Raw genomic sequence first — 19,685 nt, 5'->3', positions numbered from 1 at the left:
GGTACGGGGAGTGGACAGATATGCGTTGTGAGCGAGGGGCGCGGTGAACGGAGTGAACCGCGGCCCTCGGAAATGCGAGCGGTGAACGGCGTGAACCGTGAGCAGCGGGGCTGTGCGGTGCAGAGCGGCAGTCCGCGAACAGCAAGGAGCGCGGTGAACGGAGTGAACCGCGGCCCTCGGAAATGCGAGCGGTGAACGGCGTGAACCGTGAGCAGCGGGGCTGTGCGGTGCAGAGCGGCAGTCCGCGAACAGCAAGGAGCGCGGTGAACGCAGTGAACTGCGGCCCTCGGAAATGCGAGCGGTGAACGGAGTGAGCCGTGAGTAGCGGAGCTGTGCGGTGCAGAGCGGCGACTCGCGAACAGCAAGGAGTGTCTCGAAAGGACGACCGCCGTTAGCGGCGTTTCTCTTCGGCCAGTTCGACGTACCGCTGGAGGAACGAGTCCCGATCGTCGGCGTCTGCTTCGACTGTTTCGAGGAGGTCTTCCAGCCCGGGTCGTGGCTGGTGGGTCAGGTCACTGTGACAGGGCTTGCACAGGTACTCGAACTCCTTGTCCGTGCGGTCCCAGCGGTCGCCGTGTTTGTCGTACTCGCGCGCGTCGGACCGGGAGACCGACTCCCCGCAGGCGATGCAGGTGACGACGTCCCGGGAACTCCGGGAACCGAGCATATATTCGGGTTGTACGCCATCCCACTTATAGTATCTGCCCCGCTAGTGAGGCACTCCTATCACACCGACGATCGCTACAGGGCGGCGACGACGCCGTAGACGATCCCGGTGACGACGGCGGCCGAGACGGCGGCGGCAGCGAGAATCTGGACTGCGCGTTTGCGGTCGCGTGCGACGGCCTCGGCGTCGGTGACGCTGCCGGCGTCGTCGGCCGATCCGGAGAGGTCGTACCGTGCCAGGGCTCCGAAGGCGACACAGAAGCGAAAATAGTCTTGGAAGACGCCGACGAAGCCGCCAAAGAGGAAGGCGAAGCTGCCCAGCAGGTACCGCTCTGGGAGCCCGAACCACAGCACCGCCGCGACGTAGGCCGCCGCGCCGAGGAAGCCGGCGATCCCGGCGACGCGTCGCTTGCGTCGTTCGTCTCGTCCGATGTTACAGACGCCTGGCTGGTAGCCTGCCATGTGTGGCCTTCGGGAGCCGACCGGCAAAAGGGCAACTGACAAGGTATTTGTCTCGGCTGGCCGACTCGTCGGTATGCACGATTTCGTCGTCGTTGGCTGCGGGCCGGCGGGCGCGCGGTTCGCCCGGCGGGCGAGCGAGGCCGGCCACGACGTGCTCGCCTTCGAACAGGGCACCGTCGGCGAGCCACTCGCCTGCTCGGGCCACGTCAGCACCGACGTCTGGGAGTTCGTCCCCGACGACGCCCGCGACGAACTCTTCCAGAACGAGATTCGCGGTGCCCGGTTCCATCGCGGCGGCCCCGACAGCGAGGCCCACCGCTTCTACAAGGACGAGGTGATCTCGAACGTCATCGACCGCGTGGGGCTGGACCGGCGGCTGGCCGACTGCGCTCGCGAGGCCGGCGTCGATCTGCGGGAGGGCCACACGGTGCTGGACGTGACCGAACACACCGATCGCGTCACCGTCGAGGTCCGCGGTCCCGACGGGACGGCGACTCACGACGCGCGGATGGTCGCGGGGTGTGACGGCCCGCAGTCTCGCGTCCGGCGCGCGCTCGACCTGCCCGAACCCGGGGAACTCCTCCACGGGGTGCTCGGCTTCACCGAGACGGTCGACCGCCAGCACTTCGTCGACGTACACCTCTCCGTGCCACGGTTCTTCGCGTGGCGCATTCCCCGCGGCGAAGCTGGCGTCGAGTACGGACTGGCGACCCCGCCCGGCCACGACGTGAGCGAGCGCTTCGAGTCGTTCACCGCGGAGTACGGCGTCGACACGGACCGGCGCTGCTCGGGGCTCATCCCGATCGGGCCACCGAAGCGCGTCACCGGCCGCCGCTCGTTCCTGATCGGCGACGCCGCGGCCCAGACGAAGCCGTTCACCGGCGGGGGCATCCTCTATGGCATGACCGCCGCCGACCACGCGGCCCGCGAGATCGATCCCGACAGGCCGGGGACGCTGGGCGACTACGAACGGGCCTGGCGCGACGACCTCAGGACCGACATCCGACTGGGCCACCTCGTGCGTGCCGGCTACTCGCTGCCCGGTGTGGTCCAGAAAGCGGGCATGCGAGCCTTCGAGGGTGAGATCGGCGTCCACATGGACCGCCCGTCGACGCTGTTCTCTCGTGAGCAACTGAAAGCGCTGCTGTCGCGGTGACTTTGCCTCGACCGCCGACGTTCGATCGGACGGATCGACAACGCCCGTATCAGAGAAACCGCCAGCGAAGCGACCGGAGTTTGTAGCTCAGCGAGTCGTTCTGGTAGCCTGTCCACCCGCTCATGCCGCCAAGCAGTGTCTGTGCGTCGTAGCCTTCCTCGCCGAGCAGGCTGGTCGCTCGTTTCGCGACGACGCCCATCTTGCAGACGACGACCACGTCTCGGTCGGTCGGAATCTCGTCGAGTCGGTCGCGCAGTGCGTCCTCGTCTCCCTGGCGCAAGTCGTCGTAGACTGGGACGTTGTGACTCGTCTCGATAGCGGCCGTGCGGTAGGCCGACGACGGGCGGATGTCGAGGACGAACGGATCGTCGTCTGTTCCCGATTCGAGGCGGTCGTCCAGTTCGCTCGGACGGATCCTGCTCATCAGTACTGTATTGGCTTCGCTGCACAAAACTGCAGTGCCTCGGGCGCTCGGAGCCGATCGATTTCGCCCTTCGACGCGACCGGCGCTCAGTCGTCGTACCGCGGGAGCCGCGCGGACTCGTCCGAGCCGGTGACGAAGGGCAGGTCGGCGACCGCAGCCTCGACTTCCTCGCCGTCGACTCGGACCGACAGCGTCCCGTCGGGCAGTTCGTAGTCGACGCTTGCGAGGGCGATCGGTTCCTCGCGGGTCGGGCTCTCGACGGCCCGCGTCACTGTGCCGACGCTGGCGTCGTCGACGAAGACTGCGGCACCCGACGCGGGGACGACACCACAGGTGAGTCCGACGAGTCGCTTCGAGGGCCGCCCCCGGTTGTGGACCCGGGAGACGACCTCCTGTCCGACGAAACAGCCTTTCTCGTAGTCGACGCCGTTGTCGAGGCCGACGACGTTCGGAATCTGGCCCTCGATCTCGGTGTCGAACAGCGGCGTCCCCGCTTCCAGCGTCAGCGCGTCCCACGTGTCGTAGCCGAAGGGGGCGGCGTTGAGCCCGCGGTTCTCCAGCGTGTCGTACACGTCGCGGGCCACGTCGGCGCTGCAGACGACCTCGAACCCCTCCTCGCCGACCAGCCCGTCGCTGCGCACGACGGTCACACCGGCGTCGACCATCGACCCGCGGACGAACGAGAGCGGCGTTTCGGGCGTCGCGGTCTTGTTGAGGACGCTCGCGATCTTCTCCGTCGCCTTGGGGCCGTGGACCCCGAAGACCGCGAACTCGTCGGTCGCGTCGGTGATCGTCACGTCCTGGATGAACGTCTTCTCGCGCCAGTCCTCGACGAGTGACTCGGTGCGGGCCGGCGGGACGAAAAGCAGCAGTCGCTCGCCCGCGTTGTAGACGTAGAACTCGGTCTCGACGTGGCCCTGCGGGTCGAGTAGCAGCGCGTAACTTCCCTCGCCGTCGGTCGTCGGGACGCGGTTCGAGACGGCGTTGTCGACGAAGTCGATCCGGTCGTCGCCGGTGACCGTGACGACGCCGTACCCCATCTCGATCACGCCGACGACCTGCCGGACCGCCCGGTGGACTCGTTCGGGGCGACCGTAGTTGGCGACGACGCGGTTCCCGCCCATCGTCCGGAACGTCGCGCCGCGATCCTCGTGAACGCCCTCGATGACAGTCATTGCTCCAGAGTGGGTGCCTCGGCGAATTAAGGGTGGCGCACTCCGAGCTACAGCCGGCGTGCGAGCAGTGCGATCCCGACCAGTCCGGCCAACAACGCTCCGAGCCCAGTAAAGCCAGGCCCGGTGAGGCTGGTCGGCTCCGTGGTCGTCTGTTCGGTGGCGGTCGCCGTGTCGCCTGCCGTCGTCGTCTCGGCGTCGGCGTTCGGATCGACGCCTTCGACGGTCGCTGTCGCTCTGAGAGCACCACTGGCCGCTTCGATCACTGTCTCGCCCGCACTGTTTACGGGGACGGCGACCTCGCCGCTCTCGTCCGTCTGGCCGACGGTGTCGTCGCCGACCGCGATGCTCGCGTTCCCGACGGCGGCACCGTACTCGTCGGTGACTGTCACGCGCACCGACTGTCCCACGACGACCTGTGACTGGTCTGGCTCGACCGAGATCGAGTCGATACGCTGGATCGAGGCGTTCTGCCGGACCGTCGACTCCCGGACCGTCAGCGACCGGGAGACCGTCTCGTAGCCGTCCTTCGTGACTTCGACCTCGTAGTCGCTGTTGACCGGGAGCTGGATCGTCGCTTCCCCGTCCGAGAGCGTGGTGACGGTGTTCCCGGCGACGGTAATCTGGGCGTCGCTGACCGCACGTGGTTCCTCGAAGTGATCGTCGACGACGGCGAACGTCACCAGCCGGGACGCCTGCTCTATCTCGACTCGACGGGTCACGTCACCGTCCACGGTCAGTCGCGTCCGGTTACGGAGATAGCCGTCCTTCTGGACGGTCAGCGTGTATGTCCCCTGTTCGATCATCTGAGACGTGGCCGTTCCGCTGTCGTTCGTGCGGGTATCCATCACGGTGGTGCCAGAGCGGGAGAGTCCCACGACTGCGTCGTCGACCGCCCCGTCGGCGTCGACGACCTCGATCGCAGCGGTTCCGGCCGCGGTGACCGGCACCGTCACAGCTTCAGTCGTCGCGTTCTCGACGACGAACGGCTCGTTGCGCACGTACCGATCGTCGTGGACTGTGATCGTCACGTCTGCCCCTGCAGGTACGTCGACCAGGACCTGTCCGTTCGCACGGGTCGTCTCGTTGATCGAGCCCCCATCAGCTGCTTCCCACGATATCGTCAGATCGATACCCCCCAGCGATTCGTCGTCGCTGTCGACGACGGTGACCGTCAACGTCTCCTGCTCTGTCGACTGTCCCCCAGCGGTTCCCACCGCGCCTGCAGACACGAGTAGCCCCGCACACAGCAGAGCGAGCGTACTGCGAGTTCCGGACATGTGACGGTACACGACAGACCGACACATCAGTATTGAGAACTTACTACTGGGAGTGATCTCGCGACCGACGCCGACGGAGACGCCACTGTTCTGTCGTGCGGTCGCGTCCCCGCTGCGCGTCCCAATCCACAGACAGAACACCGACGCGCCTCGCGAACGTCGGCCCGTATTGTCTCGCTAATGCTGCCGACTGCCCCCAGTGACGAGTCCGTCCCCGCCAGCCGGGATCGGACACAATACACTTGCCGGACGGAGTGCCACCACTGTGTATGTCCGATTGGTCCCGCCGTTCTCTCCTGACTGCCGTCGGTCTCGCTGGCGTCGGCTCGCTGGCTGGCTGTTCCGCGCTCGAATCGACCGTCGACGACCCACAGTTGTCCTACACGCTCTCGGTCGACGAGATCGGCGAGACGCTGCTCGACAGGGTCGGCTGGTCGCCCGACGACGGCGACGCGCCCTGGGCGGCCGAGCAACGCCGCCTCTACGACGCGGTCCTCGATGGGGAGCGATACACGACCGTCGGCTACGATCTGGTTCCCGACGAGCAGACCTACGTCGAACACGATGGCACCTACTACGAACTCCACTCGACGACGACCGGCCTGCGCGAGATCGAGCGGTCGGTCCTGCGACTGGAGTGGGTCGGCCGGCGCGACGAACTCGACGACCCGCCCGCGGCGATCGAGCGCGAGGACCTCCCGCCGATCGACGCCCGCGCCGTGTTCCCGGCGTACGTGGTCGCCCGCGCTCGCGAGTACGGCGGCGGCTACCCCCACGACATCGTCGAGGAGGGTGGCTCCGTCTACCGGTTCCTCGACGACGGCGAGAGCGAGTTGGCCCCCGAGCCGGACCACCAGCACGTCGTAGTCCACGACACGATCCTCGAAGTGTCGGTCACACAGGTGCGACTCGAGGAACCGGTCTACGCGGCGATGGCCCTCGAAGTCGCCGACTCGGAGGCCGCCTTCGAGCGGGCCCTCGACGGCGCGCTGGTCGACGTTCGCGTCGACGAATCGCTCCCGGACGACCAGCGGCGGCTGTTCCAGCGGGCCGCCGCGGGCGAGTACGAGGAGACGACACCGCTGTCCGAGGAGTACCGCGGTCTGCTCCAGAGACTGGAGCGCCACGACCTGCTGGACGCCGACCCCGAACGCCAGCGCTCGCGGTTCGAGACCGGTATCTACCTGAAGTACGACGGCCGATTTTACAGCTTCGACGTGTACGTGAACTCGGCCGACTGATACGACCGGCTGTACATCTGTGACCGATTTCGCCACTCCGGGGTGGCGAAGCTCGTCACGAAGGTACCGTCGGCAGTATGACTGCCGGGCGGCACGGACGATCCCTTCGCCGCTGGTCGGTGTTGCGTTCGCGCGCTTCGGGTGCAAAAATGGGTGTCGCGGGACGAACGCTCAAACGGCTCGCCCCCGACTGTTCACACGATGGTCTACAACGAGAGCGACACGTTCGACATCGGCGGCGAACTGACGGTCAACCGGCTGGGATACGGCGCGATGCGACTGACCGGCGAGGACATCGTCGGCCCGCCGGCCGACGAGGACGCGGCTCGGGACGTGCTCGCACGCGCCGACGAGATCGGCGTCGACTTCGTCGACACGGCCGACTCCTACGGCCCCGGCGTCAGCGAGCGTCTGATCGGCGAGGCCCTGAACGTCGACCGGGACGACCTCGTCGTCGCGACGAAGGGCGGCCTGCTGCGCAACACCGACGGCGACTGGCTCCCGCACGGCGATCCGGACTACCTGCGCAACGCGGTGCTCTGTAGCCGCGACCGGCTCGGCACCGACCGGATCGACCTCTACCAGCTCCACCGACCCGACCCCGACGTGGCGTTCGAGGAGTCCGTGGCGGCACTCGCAGAGTGCAAGGACGAGGGACTGATCGACCACGTCGGGCTCTCGAACGTCACCGTCGAGCAACTCGAAACTGCCGAGGAGATGGTCGAGATCGCGACAGTCCAAAACGAGTACAACGTCGCCAACCGCGAGGACGAGGCGGTCCTCGAAGCCTGCGAGCAGAAGGGCGTCGGTTTCGTTCCGTGGTTCCCGCTCGGGGCCGGCGACCTCGGCGAGAAGCGCTCTGTCGTCGAGGACGTGGCCCACGCCCACGACGCGACGCCGTACCAGATTGCGCTGGCGTGGCTGCTGGCTCACTCCGACGTGACGCTCCCGATTCCCGGTACGTCGAGCGTCGACCACCTCGAACAGAACGTCGCCGCCTCGACGATCGAGCTGACGACCGACGAGTACAACCGTCTGACCGAGTGAACGGCCGGCGACCGGCGTGTGTCGACGTACCGCCACCCGTGCGTATGTTACACATTATCCATAAACATTCATTATGGATACGCCCTATTGGGTAGGTATGGCGACACGCCAGTCGACCACGACGCCGACGTATCACACGTGCAGCTGTGGCGAGCAGTTCGACAGCACGGACGCGCTTCTCGAACACGCGCGAGAAGCACACGGCCTCTCGGTATTCTGAGGTCGCTGGCAGCGATACCGCTTTTTTCGACGCCGAATCGACGAGCGACGCCGCCAGACGGCGTCTCATACGGATTATTGTAGCCGTTTTCCCGGTCGACCGCACCACGGTGTGCGGTCAATCCGGTAAAGATCTACAATAATCCGTATCACTCGGACTGATCGAGCCCGGCAACGTCCGGGCGGACGCGGAACCGCTCGTAGCCGCCGTGCGAGAGGTCCAGTGCCCCGAGCCACCAGTTCCACCGCTCGACGAGCGTGTGCCCGTCGGGCGCGTCGTCGAGGTTCGCCAGCACGTCCTCGACCGAGAGCGGGTAGCCCAGATCCCGCGCGATGCGACACGAGTCCGCGAGATCCTGGGCCTGTCGCGAGACGATCCGCCGGCTCCGCTCGTCGGCGTCGTAGCGATCGGCCAGCGCCTCGTCGAGTGCCTGTCTGTCCACACCGACCCTCTAGCCTGGACTCTCTTGAACGTACTGGCGGTCCGCGTTCGGTTCCGACGACTCGTGTCCGGACACTCGGTCGGTCCACACCGTCAGTAGCCGCCGCCGTCGCCGAAGCAGCGACCGCACTTGCTCGCGTCTCGCTCGTCGAGGGCCTGTTCGACCGGGAGCACTCGGAGCTGATCGTGGGTGACGGTCGTCGTCGCACCGCACTCGGCGACGCCGCGGTCACGCTGTGGCTCGTACTTGTGGACCGTCGCCGTCGACTCGTTGAGCAGTCTTTTCATACCTCGTGGTAACAGACCACTCGTAGATAAGACACCTGGCTAACAGATTGGTGGCCAGCGGCGTCGCTGGCGAGTTCGTGGCTGAGGGGAGTAAGCCCCCTTCTGTTCTCTCGGCATTCGGCTCAGCGTCCGTACCCAGCGCGTTCGCGCGGTACCGGGCTACCTGTCGGCACGGACTTGCACCGGTGAGGATTCGCCGTTCCATCCGTTCTCCACCGTCGGCCATCCCTGACGGGATGGCACCTCCCTCGGCGGGTCGACTCCCCATTCCTTATCGGCTCGTGCCGCGTCGGTCCGGGTTCGCACGCCTCATCGGTCGGGTGGAGGGGTCTCGTTTCTGTTCCAGCGCCGACGGTCTCCCGCCCCGGGCTTGCGCCCGGTCACCCGCCCAGCGGGTGGGGGGACTTTCCTCATGCGCGCACGATGTGCGCTCACGGAAGCCGGTCTCCCTCTGCCACCGGAACCTAGCCGGTGGGCGTGATTAAGCCTTCGTCCCGCCGTCGACGGGCTCGAACCCGACGGCGTCGGCGTCGTCGGCCGCCCGCTGGGCGGCGGCGTCCAGATCGAACTCGTGGACGACGGTCCCGTCGCGCACCAGCGGTTCGAGCAGGGCCTCCCCGCCAGCCGGCCCGTCGCGGTCGTCCAGGCCCACGTGGTGGCCGCCGTCGGGCGTCCGGTACACCTGCTTCGTGCCCGTGAGCTTCCCTCGCTTGGCGGCCGGCTCGCCTTCTACCTCGACGATGTCCAGCGCGAAGTCGACGGGATCGGCGTTGCTGACGTACCCACCGACGCCGAACCCCTCGACGACGCCGGACAGACGCGCCAGCTCTGTCGGTCCCAGGCCGCCGCTGGCGAAGATGCCCACGTCCTCGTGGCCGTGGGCGTCGAGCGTCCAGCGAACCTCCTTCAGGATGTGCTCGAAGTCCCCGCGCCGGGAGCCAGTCGTGTCGATGCGGACGCTCTCTAGATCCTCGATCGTCGCGGCCGCTCGCAGCGACTCGTCGACCTCGTCGCTGTAGGTGTCACACAGCGTGATCCGCGGCACGTCGGCGTCGACGCCCTCGTCGAAGGCCCGCCACGCCTCTTCCTGGTTGCCCCGGCCGAAGCAGATCACCAGCGCGTGGGGCATCGTCCCGCCGGCTGCCCGGCCCAGCACCTCGCCAGCGGCGACGTTCGAGATGCCGTCGAGGCCGGCCAGCAGCGCCGACCGCTCGACCATCGCGCCGATCGAGGGGTGGACGTGCCGAGAGCCAAAAGAGAGGACCTGCGAGTCGGGGGCCGCACGGCGGGCCTCCAGCGCCCGGGTTGCGACGCCGGTCGCGTGAGAGAGGAATCCGAGGAGCGCCGTCTCCAGGCGACAGAACTCTCGGTACGGCCCCTCGATCCGCGCGACCGGGCCGCCGTCGAACAGTCGCCCCTCAGGGATCGCGTCCACGTCGACGCCCCGTCCCTCGAAGAGGTGAGCCGCGTCTTTCAGCCCCGCGAGGAGCTCCCACTCGCCGGTCGGGAACTGGTCTGCGGTCACCTCCGCCACGACGTGTGGGTTCTTGCCGGCGTGGTCCAGTGCCTCGATCGTCCGGTCGAAGTAGGCGTCGGTCGCCCGACCCGAGCGAATCTGCTCGGGCGAGACGATATCGAACGACTCTGTCATTGGCCGACGTTCGGGGGCCCCGCGAAAAAAGCTACCCGTGTCCGCGGTGCGCGCCGTCGACGGCGTCCTGACGGCTCCGCGGCGTCACTCCGCACTGTCGTCGGGCGACCAGCCGCCGTCGGCGCTGGCGCCCGCTGCGCTCGCGTCCCCGTCGGCCGCGGACTGCTGGACCTCGAAGGCTTCGACCAGTGCTTCGAGATCGTCGGCCATGTCGGCGACCGAGCGGACGTTCTGGGAGATGTTGTTGACCGAGGCGGCCTGTTCTTCCGCCGCAGAGGAGACGCTGGTCGCCTCGGCCGCGGCCTGCTGGCTGACGCTGCTGACCTCGTCGACCATCGCGACGACCTCCTCGGTCGAGGCGGCCTGGTCGTCGGTCGCCTCGGTGATCTCTCGGACGCCGTGCTCGGCCTCGGTGGCGCTCTCGGCGATCTCGTCGAACATGGCGATCGCGTCCTCGATCGTGTCGGCACCGCTCTCGACGCGGTCGCGCATCGACTCGATGTCGTCGACGGTCTCCCCGGTCGTCGCCTGTAGTTCGGTGATGAGATCGTCGATCTCCTCGGTCGCCGCGGCGGCCTCGCCGGCCAGCCCCTTGATCTCGTCGGCGACGACGGCGAAGCCCTCGCCGGCCTCACCGGCCCGAGCGGCCTCGATGGAGGCGTTGAGCGCCAGCATGTTCGTCTGCTCGGCGATGTCGGTGATCATACTCACGATCTCGCTGATCTCGTCGATCTCGGATTCGAGCGCCGCGACCTGTTCGACCGCCTGCTCGGTCTCCGCTTCGATCCCCTCAATCTCGCGGGAGGCCTCGCTCGCCCGCTCGCTCCCGGCCTCGGCGCGGTCCGCGGCGCGTTCCGACGTGTTGGCCACGTCGACGGCGGAGGAGGCGACCTCCTCGACCGTCGCAGACATGTCGTTCATCTCCGCGGCGGCCTCCTGGAGCTGTTCGGACTGGCGGTCCGCGCCGTGAGAGATCTCCTGGACGGACTCGGCGACCTCCTGACTGGCCCGCTCTACTTCCTGTGCGCTGGCCGCGGCGTCGTCCGTGGCCGAACTCACCTCGCGTGCGATCGACTGCACTCGCGCGATGCTCTCCTCGACGGCGTCGAGGCCCGCGTCGATGTTGCCCATCACGTCGCCGTACGCGCCGGGCAGGTCGGTGTCGAGGTCTTCGTCGAGCCGTCGCTCGCTGAGTGCCGTACTGGCCGTCCGGAGCCGGTCGAAGCTCTCGGAGAGTTGCTGGAGTCCCGCGTCGAGCTCGTCCATCACCGCGCCGTACTCTCCGGGGAGGTCGCTGTCGATCTCCTGATCGAGCTCGCCGGTCCGGACGTTCTCGCTGGCCCGGCTGATCTGGGCGAAGCTCGTCCGCAGCTGCGTCATGCCCTCCTGGAGGTCGGTCATGATGTCGCCGAACGAACCCGGCAGGTCCGTGTGGAGGTCGTCGTCGATCTCGCCCTCGCTGAGCGACGCAGAGACGGCCTCGATCTCCGTTATCTGGCGGGTCAGGTTCGCCTCCATCTCCTCGAAGGCCTCGACCATCTCCCCGATCTCGTCGTCCCGATCGTCCACGTCGAGTTCGCCGTCGAACCGTCCCTGTGCCATCTCTGTGGCCCGGTCGCGCATCTGCTCGATCGGACTGGCGACGTAACGCGCGACGGCGTAGCCCGCGGCGACGACGACCAGCGCCGCGATGCCCGACAGCAACAGGATGAGGTTGCGGGCGTCGTCGGTGCGTTGCTGGAGCGCGTCTCCCAGCGCCGCGATCGGCCCCTCGATGTCGCTCTCGGGAACGGTGCCGACGAGCGAGAACTGCCTGTCTCCGACCTGCAGGGGTGCGTACACGACGTATCGGGTGGTCGCTTCGCCCCCGACCGTTCGCGTGTGCGTGGCCATGCCCGACTGGGCGGCCAGCATCTGTTCGGTGGTGATGTTGCCGAGTTCCTCGCCGTACTCACCCTCGGCCACGTCGACACGCTGTGCCACCTTCGTCTCGTTGGGGTGGCTCACAATCTCGCCGCGGTCGTTGACGACGTAGAGAGAGCCGGTCTCGCCGACCGACACGCCGTTCGTGATCTCTGTGACGATCGAGTAGTTGAACCGGGCCACGACGACGCCCTGGAACCGCCCGTCCTGGTACACCGGCGTCGAGACGTACATCTGCTGACTGCCGTTTTCCTTCTTGATTCGGTTGAACGCGACTTCGCCGTTGGCGACGGCACCGGCACTGGTGAACCAACTCCTGTCGGCATACCATCCCGAACCGTCGCGCTCGGTCACCGCCCGTTCGCCTTCGCGAGTCGCCCTGACGACCTCGCGGCCTCGCTTGTCGACGAAGATGATCTCGTCGTAGGCGTAGCGCTCTTGCCTGTCGACGCTGACGGTCCGCGTCTCGAGGTATCGCTCGAAGGAGTCGGCCAGCCGTGCCTCGCTGTCAGCGACGGCTCGCTCCTGGAGTTCGTAGTAGTACACGCTGGGTGCGACGATCCAGTCGAAGGGCTCGTAGTAGGTGTAGGCGACCAGCTGGGTCTCCGTGGGGTTGCCGTCCTGTGTCGTGTCCTCCCACTCGTACTCGGCGACGCCCCACGTCTCGCCGTTGCGCAGCTCGGGCGTCGACTCGATGTTCGCTTTGATGTCGTCGAAGACGGTCAGGCTCCCGCCGGAGTCGTCGGCGAAGTTGTGCCCGTCTTCCAGACGGTGGTGGATCACGACGTTCGAGTCCAGGTCGGTCACGTAGGCGTAGCCGGTCTCGCCGATGTAGCCGGGCTGGAACGTCTCGTTCATCGTCCCGTCCGCGGTCGTCCCGTCGCCGGCAGTGCCGGCGATGATCCGCTCGACGCGCTCCTTGACCGCGCGCTGCTCGCTGGGGGACAGTTCCTCCCACTCGCGCCCGTCGTACTGGGTGTCAAGCACGGTCTGAGTCGTGCTCTCGATGGCGTTGCGCATCTCCAGGGCCGTGTAGCCGACCTGTCGCTGGCTGGCCTCCTGGACGAGTTGCATCTCTCCCTGTCGAGCGGCCTGGTAGTTGTCCATCGCGCCCGACTGGGCGAGCGAGCGCATGTCGACCTCCCGCTGGTCGAACTGGTTCTGTAGCGACGACTGCCGTGCCTGTACGCTGTTGTTCAGGTTGTCGGTCATCGCCCCGCGCAACTCCTGGGCGCTCCGGTCCTGGGCGTCCTGATTGAGCGACCCCATGTTCTGTGTCGCCAGGGCTCCGACACTGCCAAGCGGCAACAGCGAGATCGCCAACATCAGCACGACCAACTTTACCTTCAGGTCCATACTCATACGTACCAGAACTTCTGCTCTTAACTCCACGTGCCGCGTTTTTTGTTTTGATACCGGGACCCTCTAACCAAATGGCCCGTTCTGACCGATCGCTCGTCGCGGCCGATCATGGCGGCCGTCACTTCCTGAAGCGTCTCCGATCTGTCCTGGCGAGGCCGTTTACAGATTCTCCGTTGACCGTGTTTTTCTGCGTCGGGTTTCCTCACTCGCTGCGCTCGTTGCGGGAACCGCTCCTCGAAAAACGTCGGTGAAAAAGGCCGAGGCTCGACCATCGGTCTCGCCGTCGGTGAACTGCGCTCGCTTCGCTCGCGCGGATGCTGGTGACCGTGTATCCCCCCGACCATCTCGAAGCCGTGGCACCCCTTCGTCGCCGCGGAACTCAGCGTTTATGCCCGTCCCGACCGCACGCTCACGCATGGAATTTGGAGTGCTCAGTACGGCGGCGATCGGCCGCGAAGACGTGATCCCGGCGATCCAGGCCAGCGAACACGCTGTCGGTGCGATCGCTTCACGCGACGCCGAGCGCGCCCGGTCGGTCGCCGACGAACTCGGCATCGATCGGTCGTACGGCAGCTACGAGGCGCTGCTGGCCGACGACGGGATCGACGCCGTATACAATCCCCTTCCCAACGGCCTCCACGCCGAGTGGACGCGCCGCGCCGCCGACCACGAACTGCACGTCCTCTGTGAGAAACCGCTGACGCCCGACGCCGAGCGCGCCCGCGCGCTGTTCGACTACTGCGACCAGCAGGGCGTCGCCCTGATGGAGGCGTTCATGTACCACTTCCATCCCCGTACCGAGCGCGCCCGCGAGATCGTCCGCGAGGAACTCGGCGCGGTGCGCCACGTCGAGGCGACGTTCACCTTCGGACTGGGCGACCGGACCGACGACATCCGGCTCGATCCGGAACTGGACGGCGGTTCGCTCATGGACATCGGCTGCTACGCCGTCAGCGCGGTCCGGAACGTGCTGGGCGAGCCGAACCGCGCGTTCGCCCACGCCGCCGACACCTACGAGACCGGCGTCGACTCCCAGCTCTCGGGCCTGCTGACCTACGACGACGGCGTGACGGCGCAGGTCACCAGCAGCTTCGACACGCCGATGACCCACGAGTACCGGATCATGACGACAGACGGCTGGCTCCACGTCCCCGAAGCCTTCGACGTGGCTCCCGACCAGTCGGTGTCGCTCACCTACCAGGTCGACGGCGAGGAACACACCGAGACCATCGACGGTGTCGACCACTACCGCCGCCAGGTCGAGCGCTTCGCCGACGCCGTCGCGGCCGACGAGACGCCGCCCGTCGACCGGACGGAGACGGTCAACAACATGGCCGTCATCGACGCCCTCTACGAGAGCGCCGAGACGGGCGAGCCCGCGGCCGTCGACAGCGTCTAGGCCGGTACCTGGATCGTCGCAAGTGACCCCAGCCACTCGGCCGGTGTGGTCGTCTGGGAAGCATTCTTTTCACGAGGCGGTGTGGAGTACTACAAAATGGCACCAGTCGATTACAGTAGCGAAGGGCTGGAGTTTTCGCTCCGGAATGCCATCCTGTCCGTCCTCTTCCTCTTCGTCGTGAGGCTCGGAGCGGGACTGGCGAGGGGGCTCCTGGACGGGGAGTATCTGATCGGCGTCGTGGGCGTGCTCCTCGTCTTCGTACCGACCGCCTGGCTGCTGTCTATCATCAGAGCAGCGTATTTCTGAGCCGATCGACTGCAACTGCTTCGAGCGATCCGCCACTCGACCGTCCCGATATCGACACAGAGGCACACTGACAGTGTATCTCTCTTTCAGATATCGCCTTCTGTGAGAATCACACTGTCGAACGATGCCCTCTGGCCCCGGACGACGAGCGATTCGTCGAATTCTCGCACTGATCACTCGTCGTGACTCCGACGACCCCCGCCCCGACCAGTGGCAGTGACGTTTTATCCGGGCCAGACCACCGTCCGGTATGGACGACCGAGTTCGCGAACACGCCGACGTACTGGTCGACTGGAGCGCACAGATCGAAGCGGGCGACGACGTGATCGTTCAGGTCGACGAGGGCGCGCACGACCTCGGGGTGGCCGTCGCGGCGGCGCTTGGCGAGCGCGGAGCGAATCTGCTCGCGACCTACGGCTCCGACGAGATGACGCGAGCCTACCTGCGGGCCCACGACGGCGACTTCGACGCCGATCCCGACTTCGAGCGCGCGCTCTACGAGCGGGCCGACAGCGTCCTCTCGCTGGGCGGATCGCGCAACACCGCCGCGGCCAGCGACGTACCGGGAGACCGCCGGCAGTCTTACCGCCGGGCTCGCACCGAAATCAGAGCGGCCCGGATGGACACCGACTGGGTCTCCACCCAGCACCCGACCCGCGCGATGGCCCAGCAGGCCGGCCTCTCCTACGAGGCCTACCGTGACTTCGTCTACGACGCGACGCTGCGAGACTGGGAAGCGCTGGCCGAGGAGATGAGCCAGCTCAAGACGCTGCTGGACGAGGGCAGCGAGGTCCACCTCCTCGGGGAGGAGACAGATCTCACGATGTCGATCGCCGACCGCGTGGCCGTCAACTCCGCGGCCTCCGTGGCCTACGACTCGCACAACCTCCCCTCCGGCGAGGTGTTCACCGCACCGACCGCCACCGAGGGGACGGTCACCTTCGACGTGCCCATGACCGTCGACGGGGCGCGCGTGCGAGACGTGCGGCTCGTCTTCGAGGACGGCGAGGTCGTCGACTACAGCGCCGCTCAGGGCGAGTCGACGATCGGCGAACTGCTGGCGACCGACGCGGGCGCTCGCCGGCTGGGCGAGCTGGGCATCGGGATGAACCGCGGGATCGACCGGATCACGGACAACATCCTCTTCGACGAGAAGATGGGCGGGACGGTCCACCTCGCGCTCGGCCGGGCCTACGACGCCTGCGTTCCCGACACCGGCAACGACAGCGCGATCCACGTCGACCTCATCACCGATCTCCGCGAGGACGGCCGACTGGTGATCGACGGCGAGACGGTCCTCGAAGACGGCCGCTTCCGCTGGGAGCGCTGAGACGGCCGACGCTTTTGTGTCCGGCTTCCGAGGGCTCGCGTATGTACGAGCAGTACGTCGAGGACGCCGTCCACGAACCGACCCAGACAGCCGACTCGGGGTTCGATCTCACTGTCGCGAACGTCTTCGAGATCGGCGCGCCGGGTCGGGTCGACTTCGGGGGTGGGGAACTCGAACCGGCTCAGACGACGCCGCACGCGTCGGCCAAGCGCGACCCCGAGGACGACTACGAGTGGTGGACACTACGAGCGGGCCAGTACCTGATCGAGTACAACGAGTCGCTGACCGGGACGGCGACGGTCACGCTCCAGCCACGTACCGAGCTGCTGGAACGCGGGCTCAGTCATCCGACGCTGCACGTCGACGCTCTCCCTCGCGTTCCGATCACCGTCGGCGGTGCCGGCGTCGCGATCAAGGAGAACGCGCGCGTGAGTACGATCGTCGACGCCGAGGAGTGATACCGCCGGGCAGTCAGAGTGTCACGCCGTCCCCGGCACACAGTGTGAGCTTTCTCCCACGCGTGTCGCGCGCCATCCCAGTCGAAAGTCGGTTCCGACGCGCTTTTTAAGCGCCGTCGAATATCGGTGGGTATGGCAGAATTCACCGTTGCGCTCTCGGACCCGGAGACAGGCACGACTTACCAGCTAGACGTCGACGGACAGGACGCGAACCGCTTCATGGGCCGCGAACTCGGCGACGAAGTCGAGGGCAGTGCGGTCGGTCTCGACGGCTTCACGCTCGAACTGACCGGCGGCTCCGACACGGCCGGCCGACCGATGCGAGCGGACGTGCGCGGCGTCGGCACGAAGTCGATCCTCACCGACGGCGGCGTCGGCTACAAGCCCACTCGCGACGGCGAGCGCAAGCGCATCACCATCCGCGGCCGCGAGGTCAGCGAGGAGACCGCCCAGATCAACGCCAAGATCACCGAACAGGGCAGCGGTGACGTCGCGGACCTGCTGGGCGAGAGCGACGACGAGTAACGTGGCAGATCGCCTCCCGAGCGACCACGAGGCCGTCGAGACTCGCCGCGTCGAGGTCGCTTCCGTCGGCCGCACCGACCGCCCACGGATCGAGTTGCCGGCGGACCTCGACGTGGCTGCGGGCGACGTGATCGAGTGCGTGCTCGACGGCGAGCAGTACCACGCGCGCGTCGAGACGACGCTGGACGGCGAGCCGATGCTCCAGCACGCCGCGGACAATCGGCGACTGGCCCGCGAGGGCGACGGCGAGAACCGACTCGTCGAGTGGTTCGCCGACAGCGACTGCACGATCGGTGGCTCGGTCCACCTCGATATCGTGACTGCGGGATACACCTACGGCCTGCGGACACCGGGCTCTCGGGTCGTCTACACGGCGACGGACTCCCCGGACGACTCCCTGGCCAGTATCGCGGACGATCTCGGCGAGTGACCGCCAGCGGGGCGGTTCTCCGTTCTCTCGAATGATATTCGCTCGAAACCCATAAGATTCTGCCCGCAGTACCACTCGATGAGTGATCAATGTCGGAATCCGTCATCGCTGATTTCGTCGGCAACTTCAACGCGGAGGTGATGGCGACGACCGAGCCGGTCAAGGGGCGGGTGTTGCTGAGCCAGAAGCGACTGGTGTTGGCGGCCAACGAGAACGACAAGTTTACCATTCCGCTGTCGTCGATCTTCGACGTCGCGGTCGGGCACGTGCCGCCGGATCTGGGTGACTTCTTCGACTCGACGGTCACCGTCGCTTTCGAACGAAACGACAGTCGACACGTCGCCGTCGTCGAGGGCGACGACGACAAGATCTCGAAGTTCTCGACGGTGTTGTTCAAGGCGATTCTCAACGGCACCGAGACGACCGTCAAAGAGCGGGCACGCGTCGGTGGCCGCGTCACCGACGACGCGTTCTCGACGGCGAAGCTGTTCGTCTCGGACGGATCGGTCGAGTTCCGTTCGTCTTCTGGCACTTTCGCCGTCGATCTGGCCACCGTCACCGACTTCCAGCGGACGACCCGCGAGATCGCCGGCTCCGACCGCCCGACGCTGACCTTCCGCCACATGATGGAGGGCACTGCCGTCACGACCATGGCCGCGATGGCGTCGCCACGCAAGATGTCGATCCTGGGTCGGTACCTCCGGATCGAGTACAGCGACCTCATGGAAGAGCTGCAAGACATCGAACTCACCGACGACAAGACCGAGATCCTCGTCGCCATCTACTCGACGGGCGACATGGACGGGATGCCACTGGCCGACATCGTCGGTACCGACAGCTCCGCGGTGACGATGCTGTTGCGAGACCTCGAAGAAGACGGGCTCGTCCAGGACTCGTCCGACGGGCCGACGCTCACCCCCAAAGGCGAGGTCGTCGCGAGCCGACACCTCGAAGACGTGAACTCCTGATACTGTCGGCTCTCACTGATCGTCGACGGCTTCGCCAGCGATCGAGCGGCCACGGGCCTCTAGCTGGACCTCGCGGCGAGTCCGAACCGGCTCCAGAATACCGTACTCGATGAGTCGGTCGTAAATCTCCTCGACCTGTTCGATCTCCATGCCGACGAAGTCGGGGATCTGGAACGGGGAGACGCCGGTGTACAGCGCCATCAGAACCTCGTTTTCCTCCTTACTGAGCTCCACGTCGACCTCACCGGCCTGCTCGCCCCGTCGCACGAACGAGGCGAGCACGGAGACGTCGCTCTTCGAGCCCGAGACGTGGGTCTCGACGCTGGTCCCCTCGATCGTGTGTTCGATCTCGGCGACGCGGCGCTGGCTGTCCATCACCGTCTTCGTCTCCAGTTCGGCGCTGCCCACGTCTTCGACTTCCAGTTCGACGAACGATCCCGACGCGATCGCGAGATCGACGCTGTCGCCGTCGATCTTGAGCCGTCCTTTCTCCCACTCCGTGTCCTGGACGACGCCGCCCTCGACGGCCGGGTGCTTCACCAGGACGACGGTCTGGTCCAGCAGCGCGCTGTACAGTTTCGCCTCGAACGCTTCGATGTCCTGTGGGGCGATCAGCGTGACGTTCGATCCGACCTGCAAGGAGAGATAGCCCGACACCTTCGCGATGGCCTTGTTGACGTTGTCGCGGCCCGTGATCGAGGTGATTTTCGAGAGCGGGATGGTCCGCTTGCCCTCGTTGCTGACGAGTACCAGCCGTTTGTTCGAGAGGATGATCCGGCCCGCTCGCCAGTCGATGTCGTTGCGCTTGCGGCCGTCCTTGACGACCTGGACGAACTTCCCGTTGGCGTCGGCCAGCTTCTGTTCGCCGTCGCTCATCCCGTCTCTCCCGTCGTCTTCGGCCAGTATCGGTCTGTCGATCTCCGCGTTCGAGACGAT

At 66.7% G+C, this 19,685-nt stretch carries 21 protein-coding genes and 1 other RNA gene; 11 read left to right on the top strand and 11 right to left on the bottom strand.

All coding sequences use genetic code 11. From position 1 onward, the window contains the following. Positions 1–391: 391 nt before the first annotated feature. Positions 392–667: a hypothetical protein gene (locus IL252_RS05445; protein ID WP_153554424.1), complete on the bottom strand. Its 276-nt coding sequence runs from the start codon at positions 665–667 to the stop codon at positions 392–394. 74 nt (positions 668–741) lie between these two features. Next, positions 742–1,128 carry a hypothetical protein gene (locus tag IL252_RS05440; protein WP_208627174.1) on the bottom strand — a complete coding sequence of 129 codons (387 nt, stop codon included), beginning with the start codon at positions 1,126–1,128 and terminating at the stop codon, positions 742–744. Between the two features lie 73 nt (positions 1,129–1,201). On the opposite strand from IL252_RS05440, the gene IL252_RS05435 reads away from it, so the two are divergent. Continuing rightward, a complete protein-coding gene (locus IL252_RS05435) occupies positions 1,202–2,284 on the top strand; it encodes a geranylgeranyl reductase family protein (protein ID WP_208627173.1) in 1,083 nt (360 codons plus the stop codon). Positions 2,285–2,333: 49 nt separating this feature from the next. On the opposite strand, the gene IL252_RS05430 is transcribed toward IL252_RS05435, so the two are convergent. The 3 genes from IL252_RS05430 to IL252_RS05420 all read right to left on the bottom strand — a co-directional run bounded on the left by IL252_RS05430 (position 2,334) and on the right by IL252_RS05420 (position 5,160). Beyond that, positions 2,334–2,708 (bottom strand): rhodanese-like domain-containing protein, encoded by a 375-nt coding sequence (locus tag IL252_RS05430; RefSeq protein WP_153554421.1) that lies wholly within the window; start codon positions 2,706–2,708, stop codon positions 2,334–2,336. A gap of 86 nt (positions 2,709–2,794) precedes the next feature. Next, a complete protein-coding gene (locus tag IL252_RS05425) occupies positions 2,795–3,883 on the bottom strand; it encodes an aminomethyltransferase family protein (protein WP_208627172.1) in 1,089 nt (362 codons plus the stop codon). 47 nt (positions 3,884–3,930) lie between these two features. Continuing rightward, entirely contained in the window at positions 3,931–5,160 is a 1,230-nt protein-coding gene (locus tag IL252_RS05420; protein WP_208627171.1) for a PGF-CTERM sorting domain-containing protein, read from the bottom strand. A gap of 269 nt (positions 5,161–5,429) precedes the next feature. Between IL252_RS05420 and IL252_RS05415 the strand changes: the two genes are divergently transcribed. The 3 genes from IL252_RS05415 to IL252_RS17720 all read left to right on the top strand — a co-directional run bounded on the left by IL252_RS05415 (position 5,430) and on the right by IL252_RS17720 (position 7,668). Next, positions 5,430–6,401 carry a hypothetical protein gene (locus IL252_RS05415; protein WP_208627170.1) on the top strand — a complete coding sequence of 324 codons (972 nt, stop codon included), beginning with the start codon at positions 5,430–5,432 and terminating at the stop codon, positions 6,399–6,401. Between the two features lie 201 nt (positions 6,402–6,602). After that, positions 6,603–7,448 carry an aldo/keto reductase gene (locus IL252_RS05410; protein WP_208627169.1) on the top strand — a complete coding sequence of 282 codons (846 nt, stop codon included), beginning with the start codon at positions 6,603–6,605 and terminating at the stop codon, positions 7,446–7,448. A gap of 97 nt (positions 7,449–7,545) precedes the next feature. After that, positions 7,546–7,668, top strand: coding sequence for a hypothetical protein (locus tag IL252_RS17720; RefSeq protein WP_018256486.1), 123 nt, complete (start codon positions 7,546–7,548; stop codon positions 7,666–7,668). Positions 7,669–7,816: 148 nt separating this feature from the next. Here IL252_RS17720 and IL252_RS05405 read toward each other — a convergent pair whose 3' ends face one another. The 5 genes from IL252_RS05405 to IL252_RS05385 all read right to left on the bottom strand — a co-directional run bounded on the left by IL252_RS05405 (position 7,817) and on the right by IL252_RS05385 (position 13,327). Beyond that, positions 7,817–8,110, bottom strand: a complete 294-nt coding sequence (locus IL252_RS05405; RefSeq protein ID WP_153554417.1) for a hypothetical protein — start codon at positions 8,108–8,110, stop codon at positions 7,817–7,819. Positions 8,111–8,202: 92 nt separating this feature from the next. Next, on the bottom strand, positions 8,203–8,397 hold the full coding sequence (locus IL252_RS05400) for a hypothetical protein (protein ID WP_208627168.1): 195 nt from the start codon (positions 8,395–8,397) through the stop codon (positions 8,203–8,205). A 79-nt stretch (positions 8,398–8,476) separates the two neighbouring features. Next, positions 8,477–8,853, bottom strand: an RNA gene (rnpB, locus tag IL252_RS05395) — RNase P RNA component. Positions 8,854–8,878: 25 nt separating this feature from the next. Continuing rightward, positions 8,879–10,048 carry a nicotinate phosphoribosyltransferase gene (locus IL252_RS05390; protein ID WP_208627167.1) on the bottom strand — a complete coding sequence of 390 codons (1,170 nt, stop codon included), beginning with the start codon at positions 10,046–10,048 and terminating at the stop codon, positions 8,879–8,881. Positions 10,049–10,132: 84 nt separating this feature from the next. Further along, positions 10,133–13,327 (bottom strand): methyl-accepting chemotaxis protein, encoded by a 3,195-nt coding sequence (locus IL252_RS05385; protein WP_244256815.1) that lies wholly within the window; start codon positions 13,325–13,327, stop codon positions 10,133–10,135. Positions 13,328–13,748: 421 nt separating this feature from the next. Between IL252_RS05385 and IL252_RS05380 the strand changes: the two genes are divergently transcribed. The 7 genes from IL252_RS05380 (at position 13,749) to IL252_RS05350 (ending at position 18,749) form a co-directional block, all read left to right on the top strand. Beyond that, a complete protein-coding gene (locus IL252_RS05380; protein WP_208627165.1) occupies positions 13,749–14,732 on the top strand; it encodes a Gfo/Idh/MocA family protein in 984 nt (327 codons plus the stop codon). Between the two features lie 81 nt (positions 14,733–14,813). After that, complete coding sequence (locus tag IL252_RS05375) at positions 14,814–15,038, top strand: hypothetical protein (protein ID WP_208627164.1); 225 nt, start codon at positions 14,814–14,816, stop codon at positions 15,036–15,038. A 250-nt stretch (positions 15,039–15,288) separates the two neighbouring features. Continuing rightward, positions 15,289–16,368 (top strand): aminopeptidase, encoded by a 1,080-nt coding sequence (locus IL252_RS05370; protein ID WP_208627163.1) that lies wholly within the window; start codon positions 15,289–15,291, stop codon positions 16,366–16,368. Positions 16,369–16,409: 41 nt separating this feature from the next. After that, complete coding sequence (locus IL252_RS05365; protein ID WP_208627162.1) at positions 16,410–16,826, top strand: dCTP deaminase; 417 nt, start codon at positions 16,410–16,412, stop codon at positions 16,824–16,826. A 132-nt stretch (positions 16,827–16,958) separates the two neighbouring features. Beyond that, on the top strand, positions 16,959–17,351 hold the full coding sequence (locus IL252_RS05360; protein ID WP_153554409.1) for a 30S ribosomal protein S6e: 393 nt from the start codon (positions 16,959–16,961) through the stop codon (positions 17,349–17,351). A gap of 1 nt (position 17,352) precedes the next feature. After that, positions 17,353–17,781, top strand: a complete 429-nt coding sequence (locus IL252_RS05355; protein WP_170092555.1) for a hypothetical protein — start codon at positions 17,353–17,355, stop codon at positions 17,779–17,781. An 89-nt stretch (positions 17,782–17,870) separates the two neighbouring features. Continuing rightward, positions 17,871–18,749, top strand: a complete 879-nt coding sequence (locus IL252_RS05350; protein ID WP_153554407.1) for a CheF family chemotaxis protein — start codon at positions 17,871–17,873, stop codon at positions 18,747–18,749. 12 nt (positions 18,750–18,761) lie between these two features. Here the strand turns inward: IL252_RS05350 and IL252_RS05345 are convergent, their stop codons facing one another. Beyond that, complete coding sequence (locus IL252_RS05345) at positions 18,762–19,625, bottom strand: CheF family chemotaxis protein (RefSeq protein WP_208627161.1); 864 nt, start codon at positions 19,623–19,625, stop codon at positions 18,762–18,764. Positions 19,626–19,685 lie beyond the last annotated feature (60 nt).

This window comes from Halomicrobium sp. IBSBa (genome assembly GCF_017612575.1).
In the GTDB taxonomy this organism is placed as follows: domain Archaea; phylum Halobacteriota; class Halobacteria; order Halobacteriales; family Haloarculaceae; genus Halomicrobium.
The sequence above is the reverse complement of the archived record's forward strand: the minus strand, read 5'-3'. Positions and strand labels throughout refer to the sequence as shown.